At 40.2% G+C, this 14,842-nt stretch carries 14 protein-coding genes and 1 rRNA gene; 8 read left to right on the plus strand and 7 right to left on the minus strand.

The genetic code is table 11. The features are described from left to right. The first annotated feature begins 13 nt into the window (after positions 1–13). A 5S ribosomal RNA gene (gene rrf, locus BQ4443_RS05520) occupies positions 14–126 on the plus strand. 319 nt (positions 127–445) lie between these two features. Here the strand turns inward: rrf and BQ4443_RS12770 are convergent. Further along, positions 446–664 (minus strand): type 2 periplasmic-binding domain-containing protein, encoded by a 219-nt coding sequence (locus BQ4443_RS12770; RefSeq protein ID WP_071058272.1) that lies wholly within the window; start codon positions 662–664, stop codon positions 446–448. Between the two features lie 50 nt (positions 665–714). Here BQ4443_RS12770 and tnpB point away from each other — a divergent pair, with 50 nt between their 5' ends. Both tnpB and BQ4443_RS05535 read left to right on the plus strand, forming a co-directional pair. Further along, positions 715–1,107 (plus strand): IS66 family insertion sequence element accessory protein TnpB, encoded by a 393-nt coding sequence (gene tnpB, locus BQ4443_RS05530; protein ID WP_083331814.1) that lies wholly within the window; start codon positions 715–717, stop codon positions 1,105–1,107. 86 nt (positions 1,108–1,193) lie between these two features. Next, positions 1,194–2,267 (plus strand): IS66 family transposase, encoded by a 1,074-nt coding sequence (locus BQ4443_RS05535; RefSeq protein ID WP_256330913.1) that lies wholly within the window; start codon positions 1,194–1,196, stop codon positions 2,265–2,267. Here the strand turns inward: BQ4443_RS05535 and BQ4443_RS05540 are convergent. Then, entirely contained in the window at positions 2,204–2,746 is a 543-nt protein-coding gene (locus tag BQ4443_RS05540) for a transporter substrate-binding domain-containing protein (RefSeq protein ID WP_071058321.1), read from the minus strand. The genes BQ4443_RS05535 and BQ4443_RS05540 overlap by 64 nt on opposite strands. Before the next feature lie 343 nt (positions 2,747–3,089). Between BQ4443_RS05540 and lldP the strand changes: the two genes are divergently transcribed. From lldP to dld, 4 genes are all read left to right on the plus strand, one after another. Continuing rightward, complete coding sequence (gene lldP, locus BQ4443_RS05545) at positions 3,090–4,739, plus strand: L-lactate permease (RefSeq protein ID WP_031274879.1); 1,650 nt, start codon at positions 3,090–3,092, stop codon at positions 4,737–4,739. A gap of 20 nt (positions 4,740–4,759) precedes the next feature. Then, the gene (locus BQ4443_RS05550) at positions 4,760–5,503 is read left to right on the plus strand and encodes an FCD domain-containing protein (RefSeq protein ID WP_023953137.1); all 744 of its coding nucleotides are present in this window, start codon (positions 4,760–4,762) and stop codon (positions 5,501–5,503) included. A gap of 8 nt (positions 5,504–5,511) precedes the next feature. Beyond that, positions 5,512–6,666 carry an FMN-dependent L-lactate dehydrogenase LldD gene (gene lldD / locus BQ4443_RS05555; protein ID WP_071058322.1) on the plus strand — a complete coding sequence of 385 codons (1,155 nt, stop codon included), beginning with the start codon at positions 5,512–5,514 and terminating at the stop codon, positions 6,664–6,666. Between the two features lie 61 nt (positions 6,667–6,727). Continuing rightward, on the plus strand, positions 6,728–8,440 hold the full coding sequence (dld, locus tag BQ4443_RS05560; protein WP_023953141.1) for a D-lactate dehydrogenase: 1,713 nt from the start codon (positions 6,728–6,730) through the stop codon (positions 8,438–8,440). Between the two features lie 106 nt (positions 8,441–8,546). Here dld and queF read toward each other — a convergent pair whose 3' ends face one another. Genes queF through folB form a run of 3 tightly spaced genes read right to left on the minus strand, consistent with a single transcriptional unit; the run spans position 8,547 to position 10,867 of the window. Continuing rightward, the gene (queF, locus tag BQ4443_RS05565; RefSeq protein ID WP_023953143.1) at positions 8,547–9,422 is read right to left on the minus strand and encodes an NADPH-dependent 7-cyano-7-deazaguanine reductase QueF; all 876 of its coding nucleotides are present in this window, start codon (positions 9,420–9,422) and stop codon (positions 8,547–8,549) included. A 46-nt stretch (positions 9,423–9,468) separates the two neighbouring features. Further along, complete coding sequence (ttcA, locus tag BQ4443_RS05570) at positions 9,469–10,458, minus strand: tRNA 2-thiocytidine(32) synthetase TtcA (protein ID WP_071058323.1); 990 nt, start codon at positions 10,456–10,458, stop codon at positions 9,469–9,471. A gap of 49 nt (positions 10,459–10,507) precedes the next feature. Beyond that, complete coding sequence (folB, locus tag BQ4443_RS05575; RefSeq protein ID WP_071058925.1) at positions 10,508–10,867, minus strand: dihydroneopterin aldolase; 360 nt, start codon at positions 10,865–10,867, stop codon at positions 10,508–10,510. Positions 10,868–10,974: 107 nt separating this feature from the next. Between folB and BQ4443_RS05580 the strand changes: the two genes are divergently transcribed. After that, on the plus strand, positions 10,975–11,877 hold the full coding sequence (locus BQ4443_RS05580) for an NAD(P)/FAD-dependent oxidoreductase (protein ID WP_023953150.1): 903 nt from the start codon (positions 10,975–10,977) through the stop codon (positions 11,875–11,877). Between the two features lie 43 nt (positions 11,878–11,920). Here BQ4443_RS05580 and BQ4443_RS05585 read toward each other — a convergent pair whose 3' ends face one another. Together BQ4443_RS05585 and BQ4443_RS05590 are read right to left on the minus strand one after the other, a co-directional pair. Beyond that, entirely contained in the window at positions 11,921–12,772 is an 852-nt protein-coding gene (locus tag BQ4443_RS05585) for an ABC transporter substrate-binding protein (RefSeq protein WP_023953152.1), read from the minus strand. After that, positions 12,772–14,625: a TonB-dependent receptor domain-containing protein gene (locus BQ4443_RS05590; protein ID WP_023953154.1), complete on the minus strand. Its 1,854-nt coding sequence runs from the start codon at positions 14,623–14,625 to the stop codon at positions 12,772–12,774. The genes BQ4443_RS05585 and BQ4443_RS05590 overlap by 1 nt, the downstream gene beginning before the upstream one ends. Between the last annotated feature and the right edge of the window lie 217 nt (positions 14,626–14,842).

Below are 14,842 nucleotides of genomic sequence, written 5' to 3' on the forward strand. Positions count from 1 at the left end.
TAACCGTTTTACGCTTGACGACCATAGCAAGGTGGTCCCACTCCTTCCCATCCCGAACAGGACAGTGAAACACCTTTGCGCCGATGATAGTGGGTGGACACCTGTGAAAGTAGGGCATCGTCAAGCTTCTTATTCGCTAAACCCTCTAGACCTCCCTCTAGAGGGTTTTTTACGTCTAGCGACCATAACAAACTAGCTCCCCCTCCACGGTTTAAACTCATCGCCATTAAAATAACCCCCTACAACCATCACCACCCCTTCAGACAATTCTCGCTCGCTATTCCTACCTGATATTATCCTTTGCTAACCTCATACGCAAGAGACTAATAGAGTGATCAAGGACTACTTTTAGATAGCGACTATTATTTTATCGAAAACCTAGGAAGAAAAAGTTACGTGAGGCTTAATTCCTTTTGCTCTCATCCCATCCAACTAGCTTGTTCGTTTAAGACTTAATTAGTCCCCTGTGCTGAGCTAAGAATTGATTTAAATAGTCAATCACTCTTGAGACCGCCTGTTTTGCAACGCCCATAGCCTGCTGAATCTCCATAAAATGTCCAGGTAATAATCGGACATCTTTGACACGTTGGGCATCTGCTAAAAGTTGTTGATGCACGCCGGCAGCGACTTCATAGGTAAGCGTCCGGTGAACACATGTATTCATTCCTGCTAAATTGCGCGACACTATGGTTTTGTGTATGTTAGGAGAAATCAATGCCGTCTTTAATGCGTATCGAGACCGCCCAACGAGTGGGAATTCAAGAGCAAGCGTCTAGCCTACTGGCACTAGATAAAATCATCCTGGTGAGTGAGGCGACAGATTTACGAGCGGGGATGGATACCTTGCGCACTAAGGCAATTCAGCGCTTTGGTCAGGTGGCACCTCACGAAGCCTATGTGTTTATGAATCGCACGCACACGCTTCTTAAATTACTCATGCACGATGCGATGGGGTCGTGGCTATGTGTTCGTCGACTACATGAAGGACGCTTTCACGGTGCAGGCTCACGGATGAATCCGGCACTGTCGGCAGAACAACTGCAGGCCTTAGCCTTGGGGCTGCCTTGGCATCGTTTAGGTGAAGCCGGTATCTATCGTTATTGTTAGTTTGATCGTGAGCTAAGTGGGGCGATCTTGTCAATTAGGTATTCTCGGTATCGCTTATTTTATCGGCATAAGGCATACTACGTCTTATGCCGAATTCTTTTGCTTTTCTTTCCTCTGATTTATCCCAGTTAACTGCTGAGCAGTTGCGCGAACTCGTGCTGCAACAACAAGCCTTAATTGCTCAACAAGACGCATTGATTGTAAAAAAAGCAGCACAGGTGGAAGAAAAGGATCTGGCCTATCGTCGTGTTCTGAGCGCTTACGAACAAGTGAAGATGGAGTTGGCGATCTTAAGACGTATCAACTTTGCTAAACGTAGCGAACAGCTCCCTGACCTACAAGCGAAACTTTTTGAAGATGACGCCCATGAGGATTTGGCTGAGCTAGAAACGATGTTAGACAACATCGGTCAGCAATTAACGTCCATGAGTGGTCAAGAGCACACACCTCGCACACCGTCTCGTATGCGTTTGCCGGCGGAATTGCCCTCGGTGGATATTCATTATACGTTGGAAAGCACGACCTGTGGTTGTGGTGCTGAGATGCGTCATCTTGGGGATGAGGTGAGTCAGAAACTGGATTATGTGCCCGGTACTTTTAGCGTGGAGAATCACATTCGTCCGAAATACGTGTGTGATTGTTGCAAGACCCTCAATCAAGCGCCGGTACCTCCTCACATCATTGATAAGGGGTTGGCAACGACCGGACTGCTGGCGACAGTACTGATCATGAAGTATGCTGACCATCTGCCGTTGCACCGTCAAGAAGCCATCTTTGAGCGCAGCGGTGTACGCATTGCCCGTTCTACGCTGGCGGATTGGGTAGGCACCTGTGGCGCACAGTTACAACCGCTCGTTGATGCTTTACGCCAAGAGGTGCTCTCGCATTCGGTATTGCATGCCGATGAGACCCCCATCACTTACATGCACCATAAAAAGGGCAAAACGCAACGTGGTTATTTCTGGGTCTATGCCCCGGGTGCTTATGAGCAGATGAAAGCGGTGATTTATGACTTTAAGCCAGGTCGCTCAGGCGCTCATGCCCGCGAATTCTTAGGCGATTGGCGCGGTAGTCTGATGTGTGATGATTACGCCGGTTATAAAGCCCTCTTTGCCGATGAGCAAGTGATTGAGGGGGGATGTTGGGCGCATGNTTCATAGTAACCTGCTAAAAATACATCGACTACTTCTTGTGAGGTTTGAGTATGGATTAATTGAGCATGGTTAAGATGTCGGCTTAGGTATAAATCATAAGCACTTCCTCTCGCTACAACAATACGATGCGCTGTATTATCCACTTCATTTATGTGCTGAATAGAAGAATGACGATGAACAAGATAAGAACCATAAATGCTCAAATAAGGTTGACTAAATTGAATCACTTCAGCACGTTGAGGATCAATCGCAAAGAAACCAATATCTGCCTCTCCACTAGAAATAGCTTTAACAGATGCTGAAGCATTTTTTACAATGATAAATTGGTGCTCCACTTGAAGCTGTTCTGCAAGTTTCTTAGCTAAATCAACAGATATTCCTTTTAGTTCTCCTTTTTCTTGTTGGGCAAGAACAGCATTGCCTAGGTTAATGCAGACACGTAATAAGCCTGTAGGGGTGAGTATCTGTCTAACAAGATCTTGCATGATTTGCTTCCTTAAATAATGAAAAATGATCGCTAAATTTTTTACATACTGATTAATATTAAATTAAATGACTAGATATTAGAAGTGCTTATTCGCTATTTACGCTCATATTCTATGATCTAGATTTATTTAGTTTAAAAAGTCTCTGCTAATTTAAATTTCCTCTAAAAATCGTTAAATAGCCCATATTATTTCGCCTAAATCCAGTAAAAACCCTAATTATCAAGATTGAATAATTTGCTTATTATGTCATCTTCTTTAAATCGGTATATCCAGTATATTATTGGTAATACCAATTTAAAGAGGATGAATGTATAATTTCTTCCCAAAGGAGGGTAAACCAATGCAATGGCAACAACTATATGATCCATTGGGGAATATATGGCTATCCAGTCTAGTCGCCTTAATTCCCATTATCTTTTTCTTTTTAGCGCTAACGGTATTTCGTTTAAAAGGAATCGTTGCTGGTTCTGTAACAGTCATACTAGCTTTTTTAGTAGCAATATTAGCGTATGGTATGCCAATTGGCATGGCATTATCATCAGTGCTTTATGGCTTTTTCTATGGTCTATGGCCTATCGCATGGATTATTATCGGTGCAGTATTCCTTTACAAAATTTCTGTGAAAACAGGGCAATTTGATATTATTCGCTCAAGTATTATTTCTTTGACAGAAGACCAACGTATGCAAATGTTACTTGTAGGCTTTGCATTTGGTACCTTCTTGGAAGGTGCAGCAGGTTTCGGTGCACCAGTGGCGATTACTGCAGCATTACTAGTTGGGTTAGGATTTAAGCCATTATATGCGGCAGGTCTTTGTTTAATTGCAAATACGGCACCAGTTGCTTTTGGTGCAATGGGTATTCCAATTCTTGTGGCAGGTCAGGTATCCAATCTAGATCCTTTCCATATTAGTCAAATGGTGGGTCGTCAATTACCATTTGTAGTACCAATTGTCTTAATTTGGTTAATGGCCATTATGGATGGATGGCGCGGTATTAAAGAAATGTGGCCTGCTATCTTAGTAGGTAGCTTAGCATTTTCTATCACACAATGGGCAACATCAAACTTTATTGGCCCAGAATTACCAGATATTACGGCAGCTATTATGACATTGATAGCATTGACCGTGCTATGTAAATACTGGCAACCTAAAACAACATTCAGATTTAATAATGATGAGAATAAAACGGTAGAAAAACACACATATACAACAGGTCAAATTGTTAGAGCATGGATGCCATTTGCTATTTTGACGGCAATGGTTACGTTGTGGAGTATTAAGCCATTCAAGGATTTATTTAAAGCGGGCGGTCCATTAGAACACTTTGCTATTTCTATTCCAGTGCCTGGTTTGCATAATCTGGTACAAAAACTGCCTCCTGTCGTTAGTGAAGCAACGAATTATGCTGCTATTTATAAATTTGATTGGTTATCGGCAACCGGCACAGCTATTTTTATTGCCGCTATCATCACTATTATTTATTTACGTATGAAACCAGGTCAAGCGGTATCTACTTTTGGTGAAACTTTAAAAGAGTTACGAATTCCTGTTGCCTCAATCGGTATGGTATTAGCCTTTGCTTTTATTGCTAATTATTCTGGTTTATCAGCTACATTAGCATTAGCGTTAGCCCATACAGGAGATGCTTTCCCATTCTTTTCTCCATTCTTGGGATGGTTAGGGGTGTTTTTAACAGGATCAGATACGTCTGCTAATGCATTATTCGCTGCGTTACAAGCAACAACAGCACATCAAATTGGTGTCTCTGATATATTGTTAGTGGCGGCAAATACGAGTGGTGGTGTAACTGGTAAGATGATTTCACCTCAATCAATAGCGATTGCTTGCGCCGCGGTTGGTTTAGTTGGTAAAGAGTCGGATCTATTCCGCTTTACGGTTAAACATAGCTTAATTTTTGCTGTAATTATTGGTATTATTGTCACTATGCAGGCATATTGGTTGCCTGGCATGATTCCAGTACCCCATTAATTAAGTATAAGAGTTTTCAAATGGCTGTTAGTAATCCTCTCACTCAAGTATTAGCTGATTTTATTGAAAGTCAAAGTATACAAATTGGAGAGCGACTACCAGCCGAGAGAAAACTCTGTGAAATTCTTTCCATTTCCAGAACTCGCTTACGAGAATTGTTTAAGCAATTAATTGCACAAGATTTACTCGAAACGCGAGTGGGTTCTGGAACTTATTTAAAACAGTCGCCTACAATGTGGAGGATTGATTCAAACTTAAATCAATTAAGTAAATTGGTTTCTGAGGATCCTAATTATCGTTTTGATGTACAAGAAGCAAGAGCTGTGCTAGAAGGTGGTACAGCATGGTATGCCAGTCTACGGGCAACCGCTGAAGAAAAACGAGAAATTCGTCAAGCTTATGAGCAGTTATTAGAGTACCAACAACAAGGAAATCTAATCTTAGCGTCCGATGCAGATGCTAATTTTCATTTGGTTATTGCTGAAGCTAGTCATAATGCTGTATTGATTCAATTGATGCGTAATGTTTTTGAACTATTACATCATAATGTCGTGCTTGCTCGTCACAAAATGTATAGTGATGCTGAGATGGTTGATAATCTTAATGAACAGCACAAAGAATTGGTAGAAGCGATTGAAAAAGGTGACGCACAGAACGCACTAAATATTGTTCAAGGGCATATTCACTATGTTATTGATAAAGTAAAAGAGATTAACGAGTCGGAAGCAAGACGTGAGCGTACGAGTCGTTTAAAGAAATTTTAGGAAAAATCATGATTATTTCATCATCAAAAGATTATCGTAAAGCGGCACAAAGACGCTTACCTCCTTTTTTATTCCATTATATTGATGGAGGAGCATATGATGAGGCAACGTTAAAACACAATGTAGATGACCTCTCTAAAATTGCTCTGCGTCAACGTATTTTACGTAATATGGCAGAGCTAAGTACCGAAACCGAATTATTCGGTGAAAAGCTTGCTATGCCATTGGCTCTTGCACCAGTGGGTTTAACAGGTATGTATGCTAAACGTGGTGAGGTACAAGCGGCAAAAGCAGCGGATAATAAAGGCATTCCATTCACCTTATCGACTGTATCAGTTTGTCCTATCGAAGAAGTAGTACCTGCTATTAGACGACCAATGTGGTTTCAGTTGTATGTGTTGCGTGATCGTGGCTTTATGAAAAATGTATTAGAGCGTGCTAAAGCAGCTGGTTGCAGTACATTAGTCTTTACGGTAGATATGCCAGTGCCGGGTGCTCGATATCGTGATGCACATTCAGGCATGAGCGGTCCTAATGCTGCTATTAGACGCTATGCTCAATCAACACTATATCCTCATTGGGCTTGGCATGTAGGGCTCAATGGTCGTCCACATGATTTAGGTAATATTTCTAAGTATTTAGGTAAACCCACAGGATTAGAGGACTATATTGGTTGGCTAGGAGCGAATTTTGATCCTTCTATTTCATGGAAAGATCTCGAATGGATTAGAGAATTCTGGGATGGACCTATGGTTATCAAAGGTATTCTGGATCCAGATGATGCTCGTGATGCTGTCACATTTGGTGCTGATGGCATAGTGGTTTCTAACCATGGCGGTCGTCAATTAGATGGTGTTTTATCTAGTGCGAAAGCCTTACCGATGATAGCAGATGCTGTTAAAGGAAAACTAAAGATTCTTGCTGACTCTGGTGTTCGTAATGGTCTAGATATTGTACGTATGATTGCTCTAGGTGCAGATGCATGTCTAATTGGGCGAGCGTTTGCTTATGCCTTAGCAGCAGAGGGTCAGGCTGGTGTTGAAAATCTCTTAGAAATTATGAAAAAAGAGATGCGTGTTGCAATGACGCTGACTGGGGCAAAAACAGTAGCAGAGATTACCTCAGATTGCCTGGTAAAAATTGAGCAAGAAATTAAGGGGTAAACCTTAATTGAATATGCTAAGGATGAGTATTTCATTGATTCATCCTTAGAGGAGGAGAGACATGGTGGCAAATGAACATAATGAGTTAATTACTTCTTTAAGAAAAATAGTTGGCGATAAAAACGTTTTAATTGATGCAGCTCAGACAAAGTTATATCGAGAAGGAAAACGTTATGGTTCTGGTAGTGTATTAGCTGTTGTCACACCTGGAACATTGATTGAGCAATGGAAGGTATTAAATACGGTCTTGCCTGATTGTATTGTAATTATGCAAGCCGCTAATACGGGGTTGACAGGTGGTTCAACCCCATTTGGTGATGACTATGATCGTCCAGTGGTGATTTTGAATACGACGAGACTAAAAGGGATTCAGCTTATTAACAAAGCAGAGCAAGTTGTTTGTTTGCCCGGTGCTACCTTAGATGAATTAGAAAAAGCCCTTGCACCGCATTCTAGAGAGCCTCATTCCGTTATTGGTTCATCATGCATTGGAGCTTCTGTGCTAGGAGGGATTTGTAATAACTCTGGTGGGGCATTAGTTCGTAGGGGACCCGCTTATACCGAGCTCGCTTTATATGCACGGTTGAACGAAGAAAATCAATTGGAGTTGATTAATCATCTCGGTATTAATTTGGGTGAATCGCCAGAAGAAATTTTAAATGCGTTGGAGAATGGTACTTATCGTCCAGAAGATATTGATAATGATGACAGAAAACATGCTTCTGATAAAAATTATGCATTTGATGTCGCGCAGGTAGATGAGGATACGCCTGCTAGATTTAATAATAATCCCAATCGTTTGTTTGAGGCATCTGGGTCTGCAGGTAAGGTATGTGTTTTTGCGGTGAGATTAGATACATTCCCTAAAGTCGCTAGTGAGGTATTTTATATTGGCAGTCAGACACAAGATGACTTGACGAATATCCGTCGCTATTTATTGAAAGAGTTACCTCGCTTACCTATTGCTGGGGAGTATATTCATCGTACTGCCTATGATATTGGTGCGGAATATGGTAAGGATGTCTTCTTATTTATTGAGAAATTTGGTACGAACAAAGTACCGAAGATGTTTGCTACTAAGACTCAGATTGATATTAAATTAGAAAAAATCGGTTTAAAAGGTTGGAGTGATAAATGTCTTCAATTTATGATGAAATTTTTTCCCAACCATTTACCTAAGCGAATGAATGACTTCAGGGATTTATATCAGCATCACCTTATTATCCGTATTGAAAAACAAGATGTTGATTTAGTTCAGCGTTATTTAGAAGACTATTTTAAGGAACACACCACAGGCAACTATTTCTTATGCACCGCAGAAGAGGGGCGCAAAGCATTTTTACATCGCTTTGCGATTGCTGGTGCGGCAATTCGTTATAGAGATAGTCATCGTGATGAAGTGGAAGATATTGTGGCCTTGGATATTGCCTTACGTCGGAATGATCGAGAGTGGGAAGAAGAGTTATCCGATGAATTAAATAAAGACATCATTCATAAACTTTATTATGGACATTTCTTCTGCCATGTTTTCCATCAAGACTATATTATTCGCAAAGGCGTTGATCCCTTAGAAATGGAGCATAAAATGTGGGTTTTGCTTGATGGTAGAGGCGCAGAATACCCTGCTGAACATAATGTGGGTCATCTATATTTAGCAAAAGCTGCCTTACAAAATCATTATAAGCGCTTAGATCCAACAAATAGTTTTAATGTCGGTATTGGACATACAAGTCGACGCCGTTTTTGGGGGGATCACAAATCTGTAGCTGAGTAATGACGTGCCATTACCGTTAAACTCTTTCTGTCACTAAATTGATTCTCAAAAATAAACGATTCCCCCGTCGATTGGATACTATCCATAACGGGGGGTTATAGGTAAGTTATTGTCTAGGTGTTCGAATAATTTGTGGATAGTTTTTGTCGAGTGTAGCGGAGCTACTTGCACGTCTAGGGCTAATATCTAATCCACCGCGGCGTGTATAGCGGGCGTACACCTCTAAGAATGTTGGTTGGCACTGTTGCCATATATCGCAGTAAATTTGCTCTACACATTGTTCATGAAATCCATTATGTGTACGATAAGAAACAATATATTCTAGAAGTGATGCATGATCAATCGCAGGACCTTCATAGCTAATGACGACACTTCCCCAATCTGGCTGAGAAGTGACTGGACAATTGCTTTTTAATAGATCAGAGACTAATACTTCTTTACGAATGCTATCAGTATCGGCTTTGAGTAAACTTGCTGTTGGCTCATAAATAGAGCATTCGATGTCTAGATTATCAATATTAATTGCCTCAAGAGGGGCTATAACGGTAGAGTCAGGATAAGGGGAATGTTTATCACTCATTAAGAGAGTATGAGCGTTTTCTCTGATGATATTAACAGTACCTCCAGCCGCTTGACTTAAGTCTTGAACTAGATGAGCGTATAAATTATCCCAAGATAATTTTTCTTGGTTAAACGAATTTAAATATAATTTAAACGATTTAGACTCAATGATGTGGCTAGAGGTAGCTGGAATAGTAAAGCGTAAGATAGCAATCTCAGGCTTACCTTTTGGGTTAAGCCAAGATACCTCAAATGCTCTCCAGACATCCTCTCCGTACCACTCTGGATAAGGTTTAATACTCAAATGGTCACGTCCAATTTGTCGAGAAATCGGAAAAAGTAGACTTGGATCGTATTGAGTAGGGTAGTCACTACTTTTACCTAGGGGTGCATGTAGTAAGTTTTTTTCAACAGTTTGCATAGTGGTAAATATCAATTAAAAAACAAAAGTCTAAAAAATTTTAGAATTAAAAGAGTTTTTGAATGCTAATTGTTTTGCTTAACTTATTTTTGGGTGCTGCATTGAGAGCATTATCAGGACTTGTTGTGCTGTTATCATCGTGTGTGTCTTCATCATCATCCATTAATGGCGAATAATCAGCAAAATTGTCTTGATCAAATGCTTTATCACCATCTTCATCGGCAATACCAGTAGGCTTTAGGTTCACAAAATCAAAAAGATTTTTATCCATTAAATGAGATGGTGCAACAGCAGCCATCGCTTTAAAAATATTCCAGACTTTTTTAGGACTTTCTTTTTCCCAGTCTCTCAGCATTTGCGCCACTTGTTTGCGTTTTAAGTTTTCTTGTGAACCGCATAAATTACATGGAATGATAGGAAATTCTTTGAGTTTAGCGTAAGCAATCAGGTCTTTTTCAGTGACATAAGCAAGAGGACGTATAACAGTATGTTTGCCATCGTCACTAACTAATTTAGGAGGCATTGTTTTGAGTTTTGCCGCATAAAAAAGATTTAGAAAAAACGTTGCCAAAATATCGTCACGATGATGTCCTAGCGCAATTTTGGTACAACCTAATTCATTAGCAACTCGATATAGAATTCCTCGACGTAGACGCGAACAAAGAGAGCAAGTCGTTTTTCCCTCAGGAATGACTCTTTTTACAATCGAATAAGTATCTTGATTCTCTATGTGAAAATCAACGCCAATACTACTCAAATAAGTCGGTAATACCTCCTCAGGGAAGCCTGGCTGTTTTTGGTCCAAATTGACTGCAACTATATCAAAATGTATGGGTGCTCTTTTTTGTAAGGTCATTAATACATCAAGCATTGCATACGAATCTTTACCACCAGATAAGCACACCATAACCTTATCGCCATCCTCAATCATATTGTAATCAACAATGGCTTTACCTGTTTCTCGAATAATACGTTTACTAAGTTTGTTATTATCTATACGAAGTTTTTCTTTTAAATTTGAATCAATTTCTTGCATGGTAAGGTGTTATGATAAGCAACAAGGATAGAGTGGATAAAAAATCAAATTAACGATGTACTAGGAATTCAATACCAACAGCATCGCAGTCAGAGAAAGCAGCGGGTTTGCTGATGCGCAATTTGACTTGGCTTACTTCAGGGAAGTCTTTTAATAAACGGGTCGTAATAGTATCTCCCAACACTTCGACAAGGTGAACATGTGTACGAGAGGTTTCCTCAATAATGGCTTCACGTATTTTGCGATAGTCCAATACTGAGCGAATATCTAAATCATTCGCTTTTTGTTTAGGTTGTACGTCTAATTCTACGTCAATATAAATAATTTGAGTGGCTCGTAACTCATGCTCGAGTATACCTATACGAGCATCTAAACGCAGACGATTAAAAAAAATTTTATGGGCGGGTATCATAAGCTATTTTAATGCTAAATCAATAAGTCTAAATTGTAATGTTTTCTATAGGTAAATTGGCTACAATAGGGTGATATGTTTAAAAACACAATGATGAATTCTCTATGTCTACTGTTTATGATGCGGTGATTGTTGGGGCAGGTCCAGCGGGCGCCTCTTGTGCTGTATGGTTATCTTTATTGGGTTATAAGCCCGTGGTATTGGATAAGGCTAGTGTAGTGGGTGGATTAAGTGCACTTAATCCTTTCCAAGATGTTTGGAATGTGACCGCTCCTGATTTAACAGGTGAAGAGGTCTCCTTGCAAATACAAAAGAGTCTAGAGGCGGCTAAAGTTCCTGTTTTATTAAAGCAAACAGTCACTAGTATCCAACGTGTGGAGCATGCAGAGAGTGAATTTCCTCTTTTCAAGGTCTTTTTTGGGGAAAATAATGCTTTAATGGGTAAGAATGTCGTACTTGCTAGTGGTGTTAAACATAAACGCCCGCCACAAATGCCTGCTGGAAAATATTATCCTGAAATATTGTTGGGGCCTGGTAAACATGTGTATATGCATGACTTCATCATGAAAAAGGTGGCTGTGCTAGGTGGCGGTGATAATGCCCTAGAAAATGCTGTTTATGCCTTGGATAGAGGGGTTAAACAAATTGATATTTTTGCTCGAACTTTACGAGCACAAAAGAAATGGTTATCTATTATTAATCCCGAACATTTACATATCGGGGACTATAATTTTAATCCAGAAGAAATGACTGTTAATGGTGAGCACTATGATACTGTGATGGTGTTTTATGGTTATGAACCACAGCTGGATGGAATAGCCAGTTTAAATCTTGCCTTGATGGAAACAGGACATATTTGGACGGATCAACGGACAGCACAAACTAGTGTGCCTGGTATTTATGCTATTGGTGAGGTGGCTAATCGTATGCATCCCTGTGTGGTTACTTCAATGGCTGACGGAGTCGTAGCTGCTAAAGCGATACAAGCCTCTTTAGAGGCTCCCTAGTATAGCCTTGGCTTCAGTGAGGTTAGTTTGATGAATATGGCAATTAGTTTTCACGTTGTAACTGCTGACATAAAGTAGGTAAATAGTCTAAAAAACGTATGGTGGGACGAAAGAGAATATCTTGATTAGCAAAAACGATTTGGTTTGTTGTTAAGGTAATGCCCAATGCTTTAAGTTCATCAATGATTTGTTGTGTGCGTTTTGGTATGCTCTCATGAATTGAAATGCCTACTAAGACTTTATCAGGAGGACTTACCAATAATTGTTCTTTTGAAATCATTAGTGAAGCCACGTTTTGATCATCAAATAACCCCTGTGTGCCACAGCTATGTAGGCTTTGAGAGAGAAAAGCATTTTTGCCTAGTGTATAGATAGGGTTAAAGCCAAGATAGATAAAAATTTTTTTCGAAACACTATTTGATTGATAGTGTTTATTCAGCGTTTGCCATTGCTGCCGCCATTGATTAACTTGCTCTGTGCGGGAATGCTGCAATCTACTTGCCAATTCTTCTGCGTGTTTAAATAACTCCTCCATATTTTTTGGCTGCATGGGAACAAGAGTTAATTTGAGAGACTGTTGAGCCGCATCTAGGGTTTGGCTTTTCGAGAAATGTATAACAAAATCTGGATTATAGTGAGCTAATAATTCAAGATTAGGATTAAAGGCATCACCAATATTTGGGAGCTGTTTTGCTTGATCAGGAAAATTACTATTTTTATCAACGGCAATAAGGTGATTCTCTAATTTTAGCTCGTAAATAAGTTCTGTGGCCGCGGGTGATAGACTAATCACTGTTGGTGTTTCAAATGACAGGGCAGTATTTGAAATAGCTGCCCCAGTCAAGAGGTACAACAATCCTATAGAGCGAAGTGAAGTCCCTTTTTTATTCATCATTAGTGTTGATAAGCTAGATTTAAGAAGAAATTAGTGCCTTGAGCATTGTAGCCATAAGCTGGGGCATATTTCTTATTAAATACATTGTTAACACTGGCTTGGATTTGGAAATTCTTCGCTACTTTATAGTCAGTGCGTAAATTTACCAAGCCATAGCCACCCAAACGTTTTTCTTTGGTATTAGAGGCATCATCATAGCGGTGTCCTACAAATAAGTAGTCAGCGGCTAAATTAATACGTTCAAATTCATGACTGATACTGGCACGGTATATTTGGTTGGCTCGACGTACGAGACGCTTACCAGTGCTATCATCTTTGGCATTTAAGAAATCTGCACCAAGAGAGAGAGTTGTATAGCCTAGGCGTTGGCTAGCATCTACGCTTAGCCCTCTGATAGTTGCTTTGTCAACATTGCTTGTAGAGCATGGGTATGTACTGCAGTCATATGCATTGATTAAGTCTTTATATTTTGTCTGAAAAAGAGTAAGACTTGCTTGAGTATCATTGCTGTTATAACGTAAGTTTAGCTCAACATGACGAGATTTTTCTGGGAGAAGATCCGGGTTGCCTTGGAAGCCCCATGCTAGAGGCGAGAACATGTCTGCAAAAGTCCCCACTCGGAAGCCTGTGCTATAACCAGCGCCTACTTGGAACTCTGGCGTCATATCAAATGCGTAAGTTAAACCACCCGTTGTACTACCTTTGACTCCTGAGACTTTATCTCTACGGATATTTGCTTGAATATGATGACGATCAAAATCACCCTTATAAAGAGCAGCTATTGAATTTGTATGGCGTTTTTGTTGGGTTAAGCCATTACTATTAAACGCACGCTCTTTGGTATGTTCGTATACAACAGATAATGTTTGATTCTCATCTAGACTAAAATTATTCTGCCAGCTGTAGAAATTAGTGCGAGAGTCAAAAGTTGATCCGTAAGCACGATCATCTGAATGCAATTTTCCATAAGAAAGTTGTACAACGCTTTCCCACCAATGGCTTATTTGATTATTGCTAGTGATACTATAGGCTTTCTGACGTGAATAGCCATAAGCATTTTGTACGCTCCAAGGGTCATTACCCGCATCAAACTCATTACGGCTTACCGCATTTAAGAAGTTCACCCCGAGGCGATGACCGGGAGCAAATGTATAGCCTAAACTACCTGTCATAGATGCTTGGTTATAACCATCTCTATCGGGGTTATAGACATAAGTGTTTTTTGTATTGCTTGCATTAAAGCCTTCGCTTGTAGCATATGCTCCTGCTAAGTAATAATCAAATTTTTCTGTCGCACCAGAAATCGCTGCATTAGTACGGAAGGTACCGTTAGAGCCTCCACCTATATTAGCGATTAAGCTTAAATCGCGAGGTCCCGTCTCTGTTGGTGTTGTCATAAGATTTATCACTCCACCCATTGCGTTTGAACCATATAAGCCACTTGCTGCGCCACGAATAATTTCTATGCGGTTGAATAAGGCTGGGTTAATAAGATTCCAGAAAGTGCTGCCAGCCGTCGTATCGTTAATACGTAAACCATTGAACATAACTAAGGTAGCTTGTGGATTTGCTCCTCGTGTGTAAATGCCACTAACAGTTTGTGGTCCGCCTGAGTCGTACACTTGTAATCCGGGTGTACGAGCGAATAGGTCAAGTAATGTCGGACTAGTTTCGCGTTTTAATTGGGCACTATCGATCACCGTTATATCACCTATGACATTACTGATAGGTTGGGGCGTACGAGAAGCTGTTACAACGATAGGTTCTAAAGAAGGAACGCTGGACTCTTGTGCGAGTACAGCAGCAGGAAAAAAAGCAACCGCAAGAGCTGTTTTCAAAGGAGAAAATTTCATGTGAATGAGCCTAAAAAGTGTGCGTCCCCGCACAAAAATTAAGGGATGTTTAAAAAGGCTGAGATCGGGCTTGACTAAAGAGTGGTACCGTTGCGGGGGCAGCACAGCTTGGATAAGTTCAATTTATCTACTGTTTCCCATTTACTTTTGCCTCATTTCTGCAAGGGAGAAATGCCAAAAGCACCTTGATAAAAGCTAACGTTATTTTACGATAAGT

Origin of the sequence: Pelistega sp. MC2, from assembly GCF_900099475.1 — a bacterium.
In the GTDB taxonomy this organism is placed as follows: Bacteria; Pseudomonadota; Gammaproteobacteria; order Burkholderiales; family Burkholderiaceae_B; genus Taylorella; species Taylorella indica.

What these genes read in the sequence shown, in the direction of transcription:
- BQ4443_RS12770 (WP_071058272.1), bottom strand. Translation starts at nt 664, where the DNA reads ATGAATACATGTGTTCACCGGACGCTTACCTATGAAGTCGCTGCCGGC.
- tnpB (WP_083331814.1), top strand. Translation starts at nt 715, where the DNA reads ATGCCGTCTTTAATGCGTATCGAGACCGCCCAACGAGTGGGAATTCAA.
- lldP (WP_031274879.1), top strand. Translation starts at nt 3,090, where the DNA reads ATGCAATGGCAACAACTATATGATCCATTGGGGAATATATGGCTATCC.
- BQ4443_RS05550 (WP_023953137.1), top strand. Translation starts at nt 4,760, where the DNA reads ATGGCTGTTAGTAATCCTCTCACTCAAGTATTAGCTGATTTTATTGAA.
- lldD (WP_071058322.1), top strand. Translation starts at nt 5,512, where the DNA reads ATGATTATTTCATCATCAAAAGATTATCGTAAAGCGGCACAAAGACGC.
- dld (WP_023953141.1), top strand. Translation starts at nt 6,728, where the DNA reads ATGGTGGCAAATGAACATAATGAGTTAATTACTTCTTTAAGAAAAATA.
- queF (WP_023953143.1), bottom strand. Translation starts at nt 9,422, where the DNA reads ATGCAAACTGTTGAAAAAAACTTACTACATGCACCCCTAGGTAAAAGT.
- ttcA (WP_071058323.1), bottom strand. Translation starts at nt 10,458, where the DNA reads ATGCAAGAAATTGATTCAAATTTAAAAGAAAAACTTCGTATAGATAAT.
- BQ4443_RS05580 (WP_023953150.1), top strand. Translation starts at nt 10,975, where the DNA reads ATGTCTACTGTTTATGATGCGGTGATTGTTGGGGCAGGTCCAGCGGGC.
- BQ4443_RS05585 (WP_023953152.1), bottom strand. Translation starts at nt 12,772, where the DNA reads ATGATGAATAAAAAAGGGACTTCACTTCGCTCTATAGGATTGTTGTAC.
- BQ4443_RS05590 (WP_023953154.1), bottom strand. Translation starts at nt 14,625, where the DNA reads ATGAAATTTTCTCCTTTGAAAACAGCTCTTGCGGTTGCTTTTTTTCCT.